The sequence below is a fragment of the Streptomyces lasalocidi genome (genome assembly GCF_005280215.1).
Lineage (GTDB): Bacteria > Actinomycetota > Actinomycetes > Streptomycetales > Streptomycetaceae > Streptomyces > Streptomyces longwoodensis.
This window is the reverse complement of sequence record NZ_SZNQ01000001.1, coordinates 1,278,200-1,294,712: the sequence shown is the minus strand read 5'-3', so window position 1 is coordinate 1,294,712 and position 16,513 is coordinate 1,278,200. Positions and strand designations below refer to the sequence as shown.

The following is a 16,513-nucleotide window of genomic DNA, read 5'->3' as shown; positions in this document are numbered from 1 at the left end:
CCGTCCTGGTGGTGGTCGGCGCGGTGATGGCCGTACCGCTGCTGTACGCCGTGCTGTCCGGCTTCAAGTCGACCGACCAGCTCTCCCGCAACCCCGTCGGGCTGCCCGACCCGTGGGTCACCTCCAACTACACCGGCATCCTCGCCTCCGGCAGCTTCTGGCAACTGGTCGGCAGCAGCACCTTCATCGCGATCGGGACGACGGTGCTGGTCGTCGCGGTGTCCGCGCTCGCCGCGTTCTCCTTCGCCCGGTTCGCCTTCCGCGGGCGGGAGGTGCTGTTCACCCTCTTCACCATCGGCCTGATGTTCCCGTTCGCGGTGGCGGCCCTGCCGCTGTTCCTGCTGCTGCGCTCGATGGGGCTGCTGGACGACCCGCTCGGTGTGATCCTGCCGCAGGCGGCGTTCGGACTGCCGATGACCATCGTCATCCTGCGCGGCTTCTTCCGGGAGATCCCGGCCGAGCTGGAGGAGGCGGCCACCCTCGACGGCTGCGGCCCGCTGGGCTTCTTCTGGAGGGTGCTGCTGCCCATGGCCCGTCCCGCCCTCGGCACCGTCTCGGTGCTCGCCGTGGTGGCCAGCTGGAACAACTTCCTCCTGCCGCTGCTGGTGTTCACCGACGACACCTGGTGGACCGTCCCGATCGGCGTCCAGCAGTTCCAGGGCCAGTACTCCTCGGACACCGCCCGGGTGTTCGCCTACCTGGTCCTCGCCATGGTCCCGGCCCTGGCCTTCTACTCGGTCGCCGAGCGCCAGCTCGTCGGCGGCCTCACCGCCGGCGCCACCAAGGGATGACCCGCGCCCGCGGACGTACGACCCCTGCCCGCACCCCGTCGTGAGGAGTCGCACCATGCCCAGCACCGCCCGGACCCGTCTCAAACTCGCCGGGGCGCTCGCCACCGTGCTGGTCGCCGCCGGCCCGGCCGCGCAGGCCGGCGAACGCCACCCCCGGCAGCCCACACTCGCCGACCTGGCCGAACGCCACGGCCGCTACTTCGGCAGCGCCACCGACAACCCCGAACTCACCGACACCGCCTACACGGGCGTCCTCGGCCACGAGTTCGACATGATCACGCCCGGCAACGGCATGAAGTGGTACGCCACCGAACCCCAGCAGGGCGTCTTCGACTGGACCGCCGGCGACGAGATCGTGAATCTCGCCCGCTCACACCACCAGCGGGTGCGCGCCCACACCCTGGTCTGGCACAGCCAGCTCCCGGACTGGCTGACCAGCCGCACCTGGACGGCCGACGAGCTGCGCGCCGTGCTGAAGAACCACATCCAGACCGAGGTGCGCCACTACCGCGGCAAGGTCTACTCCTGGGACGTCGTCAACGAGGCGTTCAACGAGGACGGCACCTACCGGGAGACCCTGTTCTACAACACCCTCGGCCCGGGCTACATCGCCGACGCCCTGCGCTGGGCCCACGAGGCCGACCCACACGCCAGGCTCTACCTCAACGACTACAACATCGAGGCGGTCGGCCCCAAGAGCGACGCCTACTACGCCCTCGCACGACAGCTGAAGGCCCAGCGCGTCCCGCTCGACGGCATCGGACTGCAGGCCCACCTCGCCCTCCAGTACGGCTACCCGGCCACCCTGGAGGACAACCTGCGCCGCTTCTCCCGCCTCGGCCTGGACACCGCGCTCACCGAGGTCGACGTGCGGATGCTGCTCCCGGCCACCGCGGACAAGCTCGCCCAACAGGCCGACTGGTACCGGGACATGACCGAGGCGTGCCTCGCGGTGCGCCGCTGCGTCGGCATCACCGTCTGGGACTACACCGACAAGTACTCCTGGATCCCGGCCTTCTTCCCCGGTGAGGGAGCGGCCCTGCCGTGGGACGAGCAGCTCGCGCCGAAGCCGGCGTACTACGCGATCCGGGAGGCGCTGGACTGAGCCGCCGGCGGCGCGGTGCTGCAGCGCACCACCAGCTCCGTGCCGAGCTCGACCCGCGGCGAGCCGAGGTGCTCGCCGCGGGCCAGCCGCAGCACCGTGCGGACGGCCAGCCGGCCCATGTCGGCGAGCGGCTGGCGGACCGTGGTCAGGGGCGGCGCGGACCAGCGGACCTCGGGCAGGTCGTCGAAGCCGACCACGCTCATGTCCTCCGGGACGCGCAGCCCCCGCCGGCGCAGCGCCTCGATCGCGCCGAGCGCCATCTGGTCACTGGTGGCGAACAGCGCCGTCGGCGGCTCGGGCAGGTCGAGGAGGGCGGTGCAGCCGGCGAAGCCCGACTCGGGGCGGAAGTCACCGGGGACCACCAGGGCCGGGTCGACGGTGAGCCCGGCGGCCTCCAGGGCCGCGCGGTAGCCGTCGTGGCGGGCCCGCGAGCACAGCAGCCGGGACGGACCCGCGATCAGCGCGATCCGGCGGTGGCCCAGGGACAGCAGGTGCTCGGTGGCCGCCAGCCCGCCGGCCCAGTTGGCGGCGCCGATGGTCGGGGTGTCGGCGCCGGGCGAGCCCGTCGGGTCCACCACGACCAACGGGACCCCGAGGACGCGCAGTTGGTCCTGGAGGCCCGGCTCCAGGGCGGAGGTGACCAGGATGACGCCGTCGGAGGCCCGGGCACGCAGGTTGTGCATCCACTCGCGGGCGGCGCCCGAACGGCCGTGGATCGCCGACACGACGGTTCCGGCGCCGGCGGTGTGCGCGACCTCCTCGACGCCGCGCAGGATCTCCACCGCCCACGGGCTGTCGAGGTCGTGGAAGACCAGGTCGAGCAGGGCGGCGCGGGTGGAGGGGGCGGGGGGGCGCCGGCGGTATCCGTGCCGGCGCAGCAGGTCCTCGACCCGCGCGCGGGTCCGGGGCGCGACGTCGGAGCGCCCGTTGACCACCCGGGACACCGTCGGCACGGAGACCCCGGCCTCGCGGGCGATCTCCGTGATGGTGACCTTTCCCCGGGGCGCCGGCGGGCCGGACGCCGTGGACGGTCCCTCGCCGTCGCCCTCGTACGCTGCCACTGCCCCACCTCCGTCACCGCGGGCGCCCCGACGCGCCGCGCCGCCCTCTCCGAAACGTCCAGGAGTCTTCCGGAAACCGGGCGGTGCTGGGAAGGCGTACCGAGGAGGAAACGGCGGCTACGGGCAGTGACCGGGGGACCTCATGCGTCGGGGCCGGCGCGCAGCGGCGGTCTGCGTCCGGCCCCTCGGTGCCGCGGGCGACGCGTCGGCCGCCCGGTGGTGGTCGGGTGCCGTACCGGGCGCCCGGTGCTGGTCGGGCGGCGCGTCGGCCGCCCGGTGGTGATCAGGCTGCCGTCACGACCCGGCCGGTGGCCAGCGGGCGGTGCGGGGCGATGATCTGGCCGTCCGGCAGGAGCTCACCGGTGTCCTCGAAGAGGAGGACGCCGTTGCACAGCAGGCTCCAGCCCTGCTCCGGGTGGTGCGCCGCGAGGCGGGCGGATTCCCGGTCGGCGGAGTCTGCGGTCGGACACGGTGGCTGGTGCTGGCACATGGAAGGGATCTCTCGCTCTGACATGAGGTGTGGAAGGTGCGTGGTCGTCGTCCCGCGGCGTGAAACGTCGTTCATGGCCGCCCCCCGTTGTGATAAGTCGGTCGGAGTCCAGTGTTGCCCCACGGGCGTCGATCCGCAGGGATTTCGCGGCACCGCTTCTCACAGGTTCATGACGCGTCACCCGGGCGGGGGGTTCAGCGTCGCCGCGGGGTCACTTCGGGGGGTTTCCAGGGGGCCGGAAGGGACTAGTCCCGGGTCGGTGCGACGAGTTGGCGGCGGCGGACGGCGTGCCGACGCACCGCACCCCGCCGCCCGGGCCACGGCGGCGGGGTACGGGAGACGGGGTTCGGGCGCCAGGTGCGGGCTCCGGGGTGCGGAGGCCGGGGTGGCACGGGGCCGGGGTGGCGCGGGGCCGGCCGGTCAGGCCGACAGCAGGGGCGCGGGCGTCACCCGGAGCGTGAGCAGCGGGAGCAACTCGGCGACCCGGTGCGGCCGGTGGGCCGCGATGCCGGGCGGGGCGGGCGCGAGCGGGACCAGCAGGTCGGCCGGGGCGGGGTGGCCGCCGGTGCCGTCCGAGGCGCAGTCCCCGTGCAGCCACAGGGTGAGCATGTACAGGCCCGGCACGGACAGCAGGCGGGCCTGGTACGGCTGGGCCGTCGACTCCGCCTGCCGCACGGCGAGTTCGGTCGACGCGATGTAGGGGCCCTCGAAGAAGTACGCGAAGGCCCAGCCGTCCGGAGTCAGCCGGGTCTCGGCCGCGGCCACCGCGCGCTCGCCGCTGCGGATCAGGAACCGCCAGCCGGCCAGCCGGGTCACGGCCTGGCCCTCGGGGGTGATCCGGTCCAGGACGTGGACGGGCAGCGGGAGTTCGGGCGTGGTGGGGCCCTGCGCGGCGCGCAGGGACGGGGTCCGGGCCTCTCGGACGGCGGTGGGTGATCCGAGTGCGGTGAGGACGGAGCGCAGGGCGGGCGCGGGAGCCGGGGGAACGTGCAACGGCATGGTGGGTCGCCTCTCAATCGACAGGCCACGGTGCGAGGGCGGGGGCGGACGGCGCTGTCAGCTCGCGGGGGCAGTCGGGCGGGGCCGGAGTCGGAGTCGGTCGCGGAGACAGGTGTGGCCTGCCGTCCGTCACCTCGACGACAGGCTGTTGCGACGTGGGCGCCCACCTTCTGCCTTGTCGCGGAGTTTATACGACACGTGTTCAGACTGTGTTTCGGCTAGCCGATTGCGGGGCACGCGACAAGGGTGAATTCGGTCGGCGACAAGTGGGGAATCATCCCGATTCTTCGGGGGAGGCAATCCGGTGACCTCGTGATATGCACGCACAACGGTCGGCCAATTCTTGTCGGCGTTTTTCACGAGTTACCCGGCCCGTGAAAACACGATCTGCGTCATGCCCCGTGAATGTGCCTCCGGTCACTCCGCAAGCGTAGCGGGCGATCGGGCGGCGCGGGGACGTTATCGATCGTCCCGGCGGGGCATCATCCACCGTGACCGGGACACCGGCGGCCGCGCCCGCGGCCCGCCCAGGCGAGGAAGGACCCTTCGATGGGGGAGAAGATCGAGGCAGGCGGCTTCGACCTGTCCGATCGTCAGCGCTACCGCGACAAGCTCCGGCAGTGCCTGACGGGGCTGGAGCGACTCCTGGCCGACGAGCGCTTCGACCGCCCGAAGAACCTCATGGGGCTCGAGATCGAACTGAATCTCGCGGGCGGCGACGGCATGCCGAGAATGTTGAACGGCGAGGTGCTGGAGAGGATCGCCAGCCGCGATTTCCAAACGGAACTCGCCATGTTCAACCTGGAAGTCAACATCGCCCCGCACCGGCTCGGCGGCCGTGTATTCGACCGGCTCGCCGAGGAACTACGCACGTCCCTGGCCTATGCGGACCGCAAGGCGGCCGAGGTCGACGCGGGAATCGTGATGATCGGCATTCTGCCGACGCTGGAGCGGGACGACCTGGTCTCCTCCAACCTTTCCGAGGTCGACCGCTACGCCCTGCTCAACGAACAGATCGTCGCGGCCCGGGGCGAGGAGTTCACCCTCGACATCGAGGGCGTGGAGCGGCTGTCCTGCACGGCGAAGTCGATCACCCCCGAGGCCGCCTGCACCTCCGTGCAGCTGCACCTCCAGGTGACCCCGGCCCGCTTCCCCGCCGTGTGGAACGCGGCACAGGCGGTGGCCGCCGCGCAGGTGGCCGTCGGCGCCAACGCGCCGTTCCTGTTCGGGCGCGAGCTGTGGCGCGAGTCCCGGCCCCCGCTGTTCCTCCAGTCCACCGACACCCGCCCGCCGGAGCTCCAGGCCCAGGGGGTGCGGCCGCGGACCTGGTTCGGGGAGCGCTGGATCTCCTCCGCCTACGAGCTGTTCGACGAGAACCTGCGGTACTTCCCCGCCCTGCTGCCGATCTGCGACGAGGAGGACCCGCTGGAGGTCCTCGACGCGGGCGGGGTGCCCAAGCTCGCCGAACTCGTCCTGCACAACGGCACGGTGTACCGCTGGAACCGGCCCGTCTACGACGTCGCCGACGGCGTCCCGCACCTGCGGGTGGAGAACCGCGTCCTGCCGGCCGGTCCGACCGTCACCGACGTCCTCGCCAACGCGGCCTTCTACTACGGCGTGGTCCGCGCCCTCGCCGAGGAGTCGCGGCCGGTGTGGACCCGGATGCCCTTCGAGACGGCCGCCGACAACTTCGACGCCGCCTGCCGCTACGGCATCGACGCCCGCCTGCAGTGGCCCCGGCGCGGACGGCTCGGGGGCCTCGCGGAGGTCGACGCCGTGAGCCTCGTACGGGACGAACTGCTGCCGCTGGCCGAGGCGGGGCTGGACGCGTGGGGCGTGGAGCCCGCCGACCGGGACCTGTACCTCGGGGTGATCGACGAGCGCTGCCGGCGGCGGGCCAACGGGGCGTCCTGGCAGGCGGCCACCTTCCACCAGGGGCTGGAGGCGGGGCTGTCCCGCGAGGAGGCGCTCGCGGCCACCACGCGGCGCTACCGCGAGCTGATGCAGAAGGGCGAGCCGGTGCACCTGTGGCCGGTGGGACTTCGGGAGCCCGTGCCCATGGGGTAGGGGCGCCGCGCGAGCCACCGGCTCGAGCGGACAGCGGCGTGAGGTGGGGCCGACGCGGCTCCGGTCAGGATGATCGGGCATGCTGTGTCGGCCCCTCGTCGTGCCCCGGCCGCCGGCGGTGAGCTGCTGGGCCTGACCGGTCGGCGGACGTGCGAGGCTGAGGGGCGCCCCGCGGGGGCACGCGGTCGTCGACATGAGGCAGGTGGGCAGGTGGAGGCAGGCTCGGTGGGCCCGGTGGACGTGGGCCGCCCCCCGGAGCGGCTCACGCGCCGACTGCTCAGGGACGAGACCCTCCTGGTGCTGGGCCTCTCCCTCGGGGCCAGCGGAGTGTCCGCGCTGATCAGCTTCATCGGGTCCGTCACCAGACCCGGCGGCCTGAAGGACCAGGCGGCCACCCTCAACGCGTCCGCCGCGCCGGGCCGGCCCTGGCTGGACCTCGCCTGGCAGCTCTTCGGGATCGCGTCCTCGCTCGTGCCCGTCGCCCTCGTGGCGCACCTGCTGCTGCGCGAGGGCCGCAGCCTGCGCACGCTCGGCTTCGACCGTACGCGGCCCTGGACCGACCTCGGCCGCGGGGCGCTCGTCGCGGCGGTCATCGGCAGCACCGGCATCGCCTTCTACCTGGCCGCCCGCGGCCTCGGCTTCAACCTCACCGTGGTGCCCGAGGCGCTGCCCGACGTGTGGTGGAAGTACCCGGTGCTGGTCCTGTCGGCGCTGCAGAACGCGGTCCTCGAAGAGGTCATCGTGGTGGGCTACCTGCTGCGCAGGCTCGGCCAGTTGGGCTGGACGCCGGGCACCGCGCTGGTGGCCAGCGCGGTGCTGCGCGGTTCGTACCACCTCTACCAGGGCGTCGGTGGCTTCCTCGGCAACATGGTGATGGGCGTCGTCTTCGTCTACCTGTACCGCCGCTGGGGCCGGGTGGGCCCGCTCGTGGTCGCGCACTCCCTGCTCGACATCGGGGCGTTCGTGGGCTACGCCCTGCTCGCCGGCAAGGTGGGCTGGCTGCCGACCGCGTGAGTGCCGGGCGGCCGTCGCCCCTCTCTGACGGTCAGGCCAGCAGCTCGCCGTCGATGACCGTCACCGCGGATCCGGTGAGCAGGGTGCGCTCGCCGCGCAGCCCGGTGCGCACCAGGCCGGAGCGCGGGGAGGCCTGCAGTCCCGTCAGGTCCGGCCGGCCCAGCCGCTCGGACCAGAACGGCGCCAGCGCGGTGTGCGCGCTGCCGGTGACCGGGTCCTCATCGATGCCGACGTTCGGGAAGAAGCAGCGCGAGACGTAGTCGTACGGGCCCGCCGGGTCCTGCGCGCGGGCGGTGGCGATGACGCCGCGGGCCGAGTGGGCGCCGAGCGCCCGGTGGTCGGGCCGCAGGGCGCGCACCGCCTCCTCGTCGGCCAGCTCGACCAGCAGGTCGCCGACGTTCGGCCCGGTGTCCAGGACGCCGAGCGGCTCGGCGCCGAGGGCGTCGGCGAGCCCGGCCGGGGTCTCGGCGGGGGTGAGCGGCGCGGTGGGGAAGTCCAGCGTGACCGAGCCGTCCGCGGCGGGCGTGGCGACCAGGACGCCGCTGCGGGTGGTGAAGCGCACCGGGCCCTGGTGCGCGCCGGTGCTGTGCAGCACGTGCGCGGTGGCGAGCGTGGCGTGGCCGCACAGGGCCACCTCGGTGACCGGTGTGAACCAGCGCAGCGCCCAGTCGGCCTCGCCGCCCTCCGGGAGGCGGTGGGCGAAGGCGGTCTCGGCGTGGTTGACCTCCTTCGCCACGTTCTGGAGCCAGGCGTCCTCGGGGAAGGCGTCGTCCAGCAGGACGACCCCCGCGGGGTTGCCGGCGAAGGGGCGGTCGGTGAAGGCGTCGACGATTCGGATGCGCATGGTCCGACGGTAGGGGCAGGGCGAAGGGTCCGGCCAAGGCCAATTCCCGACGGCTGGCCCCGATCCGTGCGGGAAGATCGACGACGGACGTCTGGAGGAGGACAGGAGGGAGACCGGACGTGAACGGCGAGGGCATCGCGGGACGCGGTGCGACGAGTGGTGAGGGCCCGGGGAGCGGCGGGACCGTGGTGATCACCGGGGCCACCGGCTTCATCGGCGGGGCCGTGCTCGGAGCTTTGCTGCGGGGCGGCGGCACGGGTGACGGTGGTGACGGCGGGAGTGACCGGAGTGACGTCCCGCGGGTCCGGGCGCTGGCCCGGCGGATCCCGGCCGAGCCGCGGGACGCGGTGGAGTGGGTGCGCGGGGACGTCACCGACCCGGCGTCGCTGCGCGGGCTCTGCGAGGGCGCGACGGCGGTGCTGCACCTGGCCTCGTACGTCGGCTCCGACGAGGCACTGGGCGAGGCGGTGAACGTCGCCGGCACCCGGGCGGTGATGGCGGAGGCGGCGCGGGCCGGGGTGCCCCGAGTGGTGCACCTGTCGACGGCGGCGGTCTACGGCACCGGTCCGCACCGGGGGATCACGGTGGACGAGGTGCCGCCCGAGCCGGTCTCGGCGGCGAGCCGTACGCGGCTGGCGGGGGAGCGGTACGCGCGCGAGGTGGGAGCGGTCGTCCTGCGTCCCGGGATCGTGACGGGCCCCGGCGACCGGTGGGTCGTCACGGGACTGCGCGAACTGGTCGAGCGGGTACCCGCGACCTGGGACGGCGGGGGCGCTCTGCTGTCGGTGGTCGACGTGGGGGACCTGGGCCGGCTGGTCGCCCGGCTCGCCACGGGGCCGCGCCCGGTGCCGTCCGGCGTGTACCACGCGAGCCACCCCGAGCCGGTGCGGATCGCCGACCTGCTGCTGGAGCTGGCGGCGCTGGGCCTGCTGCCCCCGGTGCGCGACGACGACTGGTCCTACGCGGCGTGCCTGGAGGCCCTGCGGAGCACGCCGGGCCGCGCCTCGGAGCGACAGTTCGCGCTGGTGGCCCGCGACCATTGGTACCGGTCGGAGGAGATCTGGCGGCTCGCCGACTGTCCGCCCGGTCCGGGGCCGCTGGCCCGGCTGGCGGAGGCGCTGGGGTGGTACCGGCGTTCGTCGGGGGCGGCCGGCTGAGGCCGTGGGGGCGCGGACGGCGGCAGGCCTGCGCCCCGCAAGGTTCGAGCGTGCTCGGGCCTTGTCACGTGGACCGTTCCGATATATCGTTGACGCATCGCGACAGATCAACGATGGATGGAGTGATGGCGATGCGTACCCACGGATACGAGCGTGGACACGGACAGGAACACCCCTTCGGCCGCGGCCGGGGCGGCTTCGACGGGCGGCGTGCGGCCTTCGGTCCCTTCGGGCCGGGTGGCCCGGGCGGGCCGGGCGGACGCGGCTTCGGTCCCGGCGGACCCGGGTTCGGACCCGGCCCCTGGGGCCGGGGGCGTGGCGGACCGAGGGGACGGGCGCGGCGCGGTGACGTACGGGCCTCGATCCTGGCCCTGCTGAAGGACCGCCCGATGCACGGCTACGAGATGATCCAGGAGATCGCCGAGCGCAGCGGCGGCGCGTGGAAGCCGAGCCCCGGCTCGGTGTACCCCACCCTGCAGCTGCTGGAGGACGAGGGGCTGATCATCAGCGAGACCGAGGGCGGCAAGAAGCTGTTCTCGCTCACCGAGGCGGGGCGCACGGCGGCCGAGTCCGGTCCCGAGGCCCCCTGGGAGGAGGCCTCGCGTGGGATCGACTTCGAGGCCCTGGGCGAGATCCGCCAGGCGGGCTTCGGCCTGATGGAGGCCTTCGGGCAGGTCTGGAAGACCGGCACGAAGGAACAGCGCGACAAGGCGCTGACCGTCATCAACGACGCCCGCAAGAAGCTCTACCTCATCCTCGCCGACGAGGACTGAGCCCCGCCCGGCGACCTCATGGCCGCCCGGCCGGAAGGCGCCCCGCGCACGGCCGCGGGGCGCCTTCCGCGTGTCGGGGCATGGCCAGATCTCCTCCTTGGGGAGGAGATTTCCGCCGGCGCCGTCCGCTGTCCGTGGGACGCCGAGATGCTCCGCTGCGCCGATGACCGGGGGCGGCCGCGGCTGATGGGGTGGGGGACGTGCACTCCCGTATCCCCCCGCAGCCGGAGCAGGAACCAGCCACGTCCGGCGCGGACGACGCGAACGGGCTCGACGACGAGCTCGCCGCGGTCGGCGAGGACGAGTTCGCCGCGATTGACGAGGACGCGTTCGCCGCGGTGGTCGACGGCGCCCGTCGCCGGGCCGTCCGCGACGGGGACCGGCAGATCGACACCGCGCACCTGCTGCACTCCCTGCTGGAGCGCGACGCGGAGGTGCGGGCCGCGTTCGGCGACGGCGCGCGGATCGCCCGGCTGCTCGGCTACCTCGTGCAGCGCAGCATCGGCTACGGGCTGCGCTGGCAGAGCGCCGTGGAGGGCTCCGCCCCAGGGTCCCCGACCGTGATGCGGGCGGCGGACGGCACCGGTGGCCAGCCCGGCGAGTGCTTCTCGCCGCTCGCCGCCGTCGCCATGGCCCGGACCCGGGCCCGCGCGACCGGCCGGGGCGCGGCCGGGACGCACGGCCTCGACCTCCTCGCCGCGCTGGTCGCGGATCCGCGGGCGCGGGCCGTGGAGGTCCTCGGCCGGGCGGGGGTCGACGCGCGGGAGCTGCTGGAGCGGATCGGGGAGCGGGTCCGGGACGCGTCTTGCGCGAGTGCTGCGTTCGAGTGCGCCCCGGGAGGCGACCTCGCCCGGTGACCGGTCCCACCGGTCCCACTGGTCCCGACCTCGCCCGGTGACCGGTCCCGCTGGCCCCGCCGGTCCGCCCGGTCCGCCCGGTCCGGCCGGCCGTCGTGGTCCGTCCAGTCGGCGAGACAGGTGTCATCGGGGGTGACGCTCATGTCATCGCCTGTCATCATGGCCCGGTGCGTACGTCAGTGAGCAGTCAGGGCAGCCGCGGCAAGGGCGTCGGGCTGGCCCTCGCGGTGGGGTCGGCCGTCGCCTTCGGCGGGTCGGGGGTCGCGGCCAAGCCGCTGATCGAGGCGGGGCTCGACCCGCTGCACGTGGTGTGGCTGCGGGTGACGGGCGCGGCCCTGGTGATGCTGCCGCTCGCCGTGCGCCACCGGTCCCTGGTGCGCCGCCGCCCGGCGCTCCTGGTCGGGTTCGGGCTGCTCGGCGTTGCCGGGGTGCAGGCCTTCTACTTCGCCTCCATCTCCCGCATCCCGGTCGGCGTGGCCCTGCTCGTGGAGTACCTGGCCCCGGCGCTCGTGCTGGGCTGGGTGCGGTTCGTGCAGCGGCGCCCGGTGACCCGCGCCGCCGCGGTCGGCGTGGTCCTCGCGGTCGGGGGCCTCGCCTGTGTCGTCGAGGTGTGGTCGGGGCTGAGCTTCGACGCGCTGGGCCTGCTGCTCGCCCTCGGGGCGGCCTGCTGCCAGGTGGGCTACTTCGTCCTGTCCGACCAGGGCACCGACTCAGCCGACGAAGCGCCCGACCCGCTGGGCGTCATCGCCTACGGCCTGCTCGTCGGCACCCTCGTGCTGACCGTGGTGGCCCGGCCCTGGGGCATGGACTGGTCGGTGCTCGCGGGCACCGTCGGCATGGACGGCACCCAGGTGCCCTCGTGGGTGCTGCTCGCCTGGATCGTGCTGATCGCCACGGTCCTGGCCTACGGCACCGGTGTGCTGTCGGTGCGCCGGCTCTCGCCGCAGGTCGCCACGGTCGTGGCCTGTCTGGAGGCGGTCATCGCGACGGTGCTCGCCTGGGTGCTGCTCGGCGAGCACCTGTCCGCCCCGCAGATCGTCGGCGGCGCGGTCGTGCTGCTGGGCGCGTTCATCGCCCAGTCGACCACACCGGTCAAGGCTGCCTCGGACCCGGTCGCGGGCGGCACTCCCGAACGGGAGCTGTCCGCCCGCGGAACGGCGGCCTGACCCGCACCGTCACCTCCCGGTGAAGGGGTGCGTCACAGCGCCGTGAGGTAGCCGGGTACGTCGGTGCCGGGGGCCAGGGCCTCGTCCGGGACGGGGGCGCCGTAGCCCTTGCGCAGCGGGAGCACGCCGGCCCAGTGGGGCAGGGCGTAGTCCTCCGGCTCGTCGTTCACGCCGCCGGTGCGGAGCTTGGCGGAGACCTCGTCCAGGTCGAGGCGGATCACCGCGGTGGCGGCCAGCTCCTTGCGGTTGGCGGGGCGTGAGTCGGCTGCCCGGCCCGGCACCACGTGGTCGACCAGGGCGTCCAGCGCGGTCCGCTTCTCCTCCGGGTCGGTCACGTCGTGCGCGATGCCGTGCACCACGACGGAGCGGTAGTTGATCGAGTGGTGGAAGGCCGAGCGGGCCAGCACCAGGCCGTCCACGTGGGTCACGGTCAGGCACACCGGCAGCCCCGGGTCGGCCTGGCCCGTCATGCGCAGGGGGCGCGAGCCGGTCGAGCCGTGCACGTACAGCCGCTCGCCCACCCGGCCGTACAGCGTGGGCAGCACCACCGGCGCGCCGTCGCGCACGAAGCCGAGGTGGCAGACGTAGCCCTCGTCGAGTATCGAGTGCACCAGCTCGCGGTCGTACGACGCCCGGTCCGCGGAGCGCGTGGGGACCGTGCGCTCGGTCGGGGCATAGGCGGCGGGCGGTGTCGTCGACCGGTCGGTGCCTGACGGTGCGGTGCCCTGCATGGCGTTCTCCATTGTACTAGTGCATAATCGGCTTTGTGCTAGGAGACTATCCGATCCAGGGGCGGCGTGCGGCGGAGATTTCCGCGAGCATCGAGCGCGCGGTCGGCACCGGCGCGCTGGAGCCGGGACAACCGCTGCCGCCGATGCGCGAGTTGGCGACCACGCTGGGCGTGAACCCGAACACGGTGGCGGCCGCGTACCGCACGCTGCGCGAGCGCGGGGTCATCGAGACCGACGGGCGCCGCGGCAGCCGGGTGCGGCCCAAGCCGGCCACCACCGACCGTGAGAAGGTCCGCCTCGACGTGCCCCCGGGGGTGCGCAACCTCGCGGACGGCAACCCCGACCCCGCGCTGCTGCCGCCGCTGGCCGGGGCGCTCGCGGCCGCCGCCGCGCAACAGGACCGCGCTCCGGTGCTCTACGGCGCCGAGCCCGTCGAACCGGAGCTGGCCCGCACCGCCCGCGCGGAGTTCGACGCCGACGGGGTTCCGCCCGGGCCGCTCACGGTGGTCTCCGGGGCGCTGGACGCGGTCGAGCGGGTTCTCACCGCCCACCTCAAGGCCGGTGACGCCGTCGCCGTGGAGGATCCCGGCTGGGGCAGCACCCTCGACCTCGTCCCGGCGCTCGGGCTGCGCACGGTGCCGGTGCGCGTCGACGACGACGGGCCGCTGCCCGCCGACCTGCGCCGGGCCCTGGAGGGCGGGGCGCGCGCCGTCGTCGTCACCGACCGCGCCCAGAACCCCACGGGCGCCTGCGTGAGCGCGGCCCGCGCGCGGGAGCTGCGCGCGCTCCTCTCCGAGCACCCCGGGACCGTGCTGATCGAGGACGACCACGGGCACGGCATCGTGGACCTGCCGTTCCACCCGCTGGCCGGGGTCACCGACCACTGGGCCGTCGTCCGCTCGGTCGCCAAGGCGTACGGCCCCGACCTGCGGCTCGCCCTGCTCACCGGCGACGACGTCACCGTGGACCGGGTGCGCGGCCGGCACCGGCTCGGCCCCGGCTGGGTGAGCCTGCTGCTCCAGCGGGCGGTGGTCCGGCTGTGGACCGACGGCGTCCTGGACGGCGCGGCGGTCGCGGCCGCGTACCGGCAGCGCCGCGAGGCGCTGATCAGCGCGCTCGCCGCGCGCGGGGTCCCGGCGCACGGCCGCAGCGGCATGAGCGTCTGGGTACCGGTCCCCGACGAGACCGCGGCGGTCGCCCGCCTCCTGCACGCGGGCTGGGCGGTCGCTCCCGGCGCCCGCTTCCGCCTGTCCTCACCGCCGGCGGTGAGGATCACCGTGTCGACCCTGACCGAAGCCGAGGTGGCGCCGCTGGCGGACGCGGTGGCGTCGGCGGTGGGGCCGGCTCCGGCGCGGAGTTACGTGTGAAAGGCGGTGGGGCGCTGCTGCCTAGGTGCGCGGCTTCACCTGGGTGAGTGCCGCGCCCAGCAGGACGATCACCGCTCCGACCGGGGTGCTCCACCGCAGCGACTCGCCGAGGATCGCCACTCCGGCGGCCGTCGCGATCACCGGGATGAAGTAGGTGACCATCTGCGCGGTCGTCGGCCCGACCTCGACCACCAGCCCGTACTGGATGAGCACCGCAACGCCCGTGCCGAGCACGCCCAGGGCGGCGACACACAGCAGCGGCAGCACCGGGAAGTGTGTCGGCAGTGAGGTGAACAGCGGCGTCACGAGTGCGAGTTGCACGGTGGCCAGCCCCAACTGGGCTCCGGTCAGGGACAGGTTCGAGTTCCCGGTGCCGGCCAGGGTGCGGCGGACGTAGATCCAGCCCACCGGGTAGCTCAGCGAGGCGAACAGGGCCATGGCGGTGCCCTTCGCGTCCAGGCCGGAGAAGCCCTGCCAGGCGCCCAGGACGGTCAGCACGCCGAGGAAGCCCAGGCCGAGCCCCGCGACCCGGACACGGGTCGGGCGGTCCTCGGAGAGCGCGACCAAGGACAGCGCCATGCCCCACAGCGGCGAGGTGGCGTTGCAGATCCCGGCCAGCGTCGAGGGGATCGTCAGCTCGGAGTAGGCGAACAGCGAGAAGGGCAGCGCGTTCAGCAGGAACGCGGCGACCGTCAGGTGCGCCCAGGTCCGCGCCCCGCGCGGCAGCCGCTCCCGCTTCACCACCAGCGCGGCCACCAGCACGGCCGTGCCGAACGCCAGCCTGCCGAACGTGACCTGGAAGGGGGCGTAGCCGTCCGTGCCCACCTTGATCAGCAGGAAGCTGAAGCCCCAGATCAGGGACAGGGCGCCGAAGCGCAGCCGCCAGTCCAGGCGCGGGCGGCCCGGCCGCACGTCGGAGGGGGCGACGGAGGCCCGGTGGGGCGGAACCGCGGGGGCGGCCGGGGTGCCGGAGGGGGTCGGTCCGGCGGCCGCGGGCATGTCGGTGGCGCTGCTCATGGTCCCTACGATGCGCGAGACGACCTCTTAGCACAATCGAGAATTCAATGCCGGTACCGCGTAGCATCGCTTACATGTTGAACCTGGAGCGCCTGCGCACCCTCGACGCCTTGTCCCGGCACGGCTCGGTCAGCGCCGCCGCCGAAGGGCTGCACGTGACCACGTCCGCCGTCTCGCAGCAGCTGGCCAAGCTGGAGCGGGAGGTCGGACAGCAGCTCCTCGCCAGGAACGGGCGGGGAGTGCGGCTCACCGACGCCGGGCGGCTGCTCGCCGAGCACGCCTCCCGCATCCTGTCCCAGGTGGAGCTCGCCCAGGCGGACCTGGAGGCCCAGCGGGGCCAGGTGGCGGGGGAGCTGCGGCTGTCGGCGTTCCCCACGGCCGCGCGGGGCCTGTTCCCCGTCGCGCTGTCCGCGCTGCGCCGGGAGCACCCCGCGCTGCGGCTGCGCTCGCGTGAGCTGGAGCCGGCGCGGGGCATCGCGGGCGTGGTGCGCGGCGACCTCGACCTCGCGGTGGTGCTCGACTGGTACAACAAGCCGATGCCGCTGCCGGACGGCCTGGTCAAGGCACCCGTCCTGGACGACCCGGCCGACGTCGCGCTGCCCGCCGGGCACCGGCTCGCCGACCGGGACGAGGTCGACCTGGGGGAGTTCGCCGAGGACGAGTGGATCACCTGGGGCGAGGGCGAGTTCTGCCATGAGTGGCTGATGTTCACGCTGCGCTCCCGCGGCGTCGAACCGATCGTCGGCCACCGGGCCGCCGAGACGCACACCCAGCTCAACCTGGTGCAGGCGGGACTGGGCGTGTGCATCGCCCCGCTGCTGGGCCGGCACCCGGTGCCCGAGGGCGTGGTCATGGTGCCGCTCAAGCAGCGCGTGCGACGGCACGTCTACGTCGTCTGGCGGGCCGACGCCGACCGCCGCCCCTCGATCCGGGCGGCGGTGCGGGCGCTGCAGGAGGCCGCGGCGAAGGTCGGCTGAGCGGGAGGCGGAGGCGGAGCCGGAGTCGAGGCCGGAGGGGGGCCGGGGGTCGGGGGCGCGAGGCCGGAGCGGGGCCCGGAAACCGGGGTCGCGAGGC

The 16,513-nt window shown here is 74.2% G+C and carries 16 protein-coding genes; 10 read left to right on the top strand and 6 right to left on the bottom strand.

The window, feature by feature from the left end:
• Positions 1 to 26 precede the first annotated feature (26 nt).
• Positions 27 to 791 (top strand): carbohydrate ABC transporter permease, encoded by a 765-nt coding sequence (locus tag E4U91_RS05705; RefSeq protein ID WP_241678828.1) that lies wholly within the window; start codon positions 27 to 29, stop codon positions 789 to 791.
• Positions 792 to 846: 55 nt separating this feature from the next.
• Entirely contained in the window at positions 847 to 1,896 is a 1,050-nt protein-coding gene (locus E4U91_RS05700; RefSeq protein WP_137305765.1) for an endo-1,4-beta-xylanase, read from the top strand.
• On the opposite strand, the gene E4U91_RS05695 is transcribed toward E4U91_RS05700, so the two are convergent.
• The 3 genes from E4U91_RS05695 to E4U91_RS05685 form a co-directional block, all read right to left on the bottom strand.
• Positions 1,869 to 2,882: a LacI family DNA-binding transcriptional regulator gene (locus E4U91_RS05695; RefSeq protein ID WP_241678827.1), complete on the bottom strand. Its 1,014-nt coding sequence runs from the start codon at positions 2,880 to 2,882 to the stop codon at positions 1,869 to 1,871. The genes E4U91_RS05700 and E4U91_RS05695 overlap by 28 nt on opposite strands.
• 358 nt (positions 2,883 to 3,240) lie before the next feature.
• Positions 3,241 to 3,447, bottom strand: a complete 207-nt coding sequence (locus tag E4U91_RS05690; RefSeq protein WP_137305761.1) for a DUF5999 family protein — start codon at positions 3,445 to 3,447, stop codon at positions 3,241 to 3,243.
• 420 nt (positions 3,448 to 3,867) lie between these two features.
• Positions 3,868 to 4,446, bottom strand: a complete 579-nt coding sequence (locus E4U91_RS05685; RefSeq protein ID WP_137305759.1) for a hypothetical protein — start codon at positions 4,444 to 4,446, stop codon at positions 3,868 to 3,870.
• 549 nt (positions 4,447 to 4,995) lie between these two features.
• Here E4U91_RS05685 and E4U91_RS05680 point away from each other — a divergent pair.
• Positions 4,996 to 6,513, top strand: coding sequence for a glutamate-cysteine ligase family protein (locus tag E4U91_RS05680; protein ID WP_137305757.1), 1,518 nt, complete (start codon positions 4,996 to 4,998; stop codon positions 6,511 to 6,513).
• Between the two features lie 210 nt (positions 6,514 to 6,723).
• A complete protein-coding gene (locus tag E4U91_RS05675; protein ID WP_241678514.1) occupies positions 6,724 to 7,527 on the top strand; it encodes a CPBP family intramembrane glutamic endopeptidase in 804 nt (267 codons plus the stop codon).
• A gap of 31 nt (positions 7,528 to 7,558) precedes the next feature.
• Here E4U91_RS05675 and E4U91_RS05670 read toward each other — a convergent pair whose 3' ends face one another.
• A complete protein-coding gene (locus E4U91_RS05670; protein ID WP_137305755.1) occupies positions 7,559 to 8,371 on the bottom strand; it encodes a PhzF family phenazine biosynthesis protein in 813 nt (270 codons plus the stop codon).
• 119 nt (positions 8,372 to 8,490) lie between these two features.
• On the opposite strand from E4U91_RS05670, the gene E4U91_RS05665 reads away from it, so the two are divergent.
• The 4 genes from E4U91_RS05665 to E4U91_RS05650 all read left to right on the top strand — a co-directional run bounded on the left by E4U91_RS05665 (position 8,491) and on the right by E4U91_RS05650 (position 12,324).
• Positions 8,491 to 9,528, top strand: coding sequence for an NAD-dependent epimerase/dehydratase family protein (locus E4U91_RS05665; RefSeq protein WP_241678513.1), 1,038 nt, complete (start codon positions 8,491 to 8,493; stop codon positions 9,526 to 9,528).
• A gap of 131 nt (positions 9,529 to 9,659) precedes the next feature.
• On the top strand, positions 9,660 to 10,301 hold the full coding sequence (locus tag E4U91_RS05660; protein WP_137305753.1) for a PadR family transcriptional regulator: 642 nt from the start codon (positions 9,660 to 9,662) through the stop codon (positions 10,299 to 10,301).
• A gap of 200 nt (positions 10,302 to 10,501) precedes the next feature.
• Positions 10,502 to 11,158 carry a Clp protease N-terminal domain-containing protein gene (locus tag E4U91_RS05655; protein ID WP_422070888.1) on the top strand — a complete coding sequence of 219 codons (657 nt, stop codon included), beginning with the start codon at positions 10,502 to 10,504 and terminating at the stop codon, positions 11,156 to 11,158.
• Positions 11,159 to 11,325: 167 nt separating this feature from the next.
• Complete coding sequence (locus tag E4U91_RS05650; RefSeq protein WP_174867757.1) at positions 11,326 to 12,324, top strand: EamA family transporter; 999 nt, start codon at positions 11,326 to 11,328, stop codon at positions 12,322 to 12,324.
• 32 nt (positions 12,325 to 12,356) lie between these two features.
• Here the strand turns inward: E4U91_RS05650 and E4U91_RS05645 are convergent, their stop codons facing one another.
• Positions 12,357 to 13,067, bottom strand: coding sequence for a pyridoxamine 5'-phosphate oxidase family protein (locus E4U91_RS05645; protein WP_174867756.1), 711 nt, complete (start codon positions 13,065 to 13,067; stop codon positions 12,357 to 12,359).
• A 23-nt stretch (positions 13,068 to 13,090) separates the two neighbouring features.
• Here E4U91_RS05645 and E4U91_RS05640 point away from each other — a divergent pair, with 23 nt between their 5' ends.
• Positions 13,091 to 14,422, top strand: coding sequence for an aminotransferase class I/II-fold pyridoxal phosphate-dependent enzyme (locus tag E4U91_RS05640; protein WP_137305749.1), 1,332 nt, complete (start codon positions 13,091 to 13,093; stop codon positions 14,420 to 14,422).
• Positions 14,423 to 14,443: 21 nt separating this feature from the next.
• Here the strand turns inward: E4U91_RS05640 and E4U91_RS05635 are convergent, their stop codons facing one another.
• Complete coding sequence (locus E4U91_RS05635; protein WP_137305747.1) at positions 14,444 to 15,439, bottom strand: DMT family transporter; 996 nt, start codon at positions 15,437 to 15,439, stop codon at positions 14,444 to 14,446.
• 74 nt (positions 15,440 to 15,513) lie between these two features.
• Here E4U91_RS05635 and E4U91_RS05630 point away from each other — a divergent pair, with 74 nt between their 5' ends.
• Positions 15,514 to 16,416, top strand: a complete 903-nt coding sequence (locus E4U91_RS05630) for a LysR family transcriptional regulator (protein ID WP_137305745.1) — start codon at positions 15,514 to 15,516, stop codon at positions 16,414 to 16,416.
• The last annotated feature ends 97 nt before the right edge of the window (positions 16,417 to 16,513 follow it).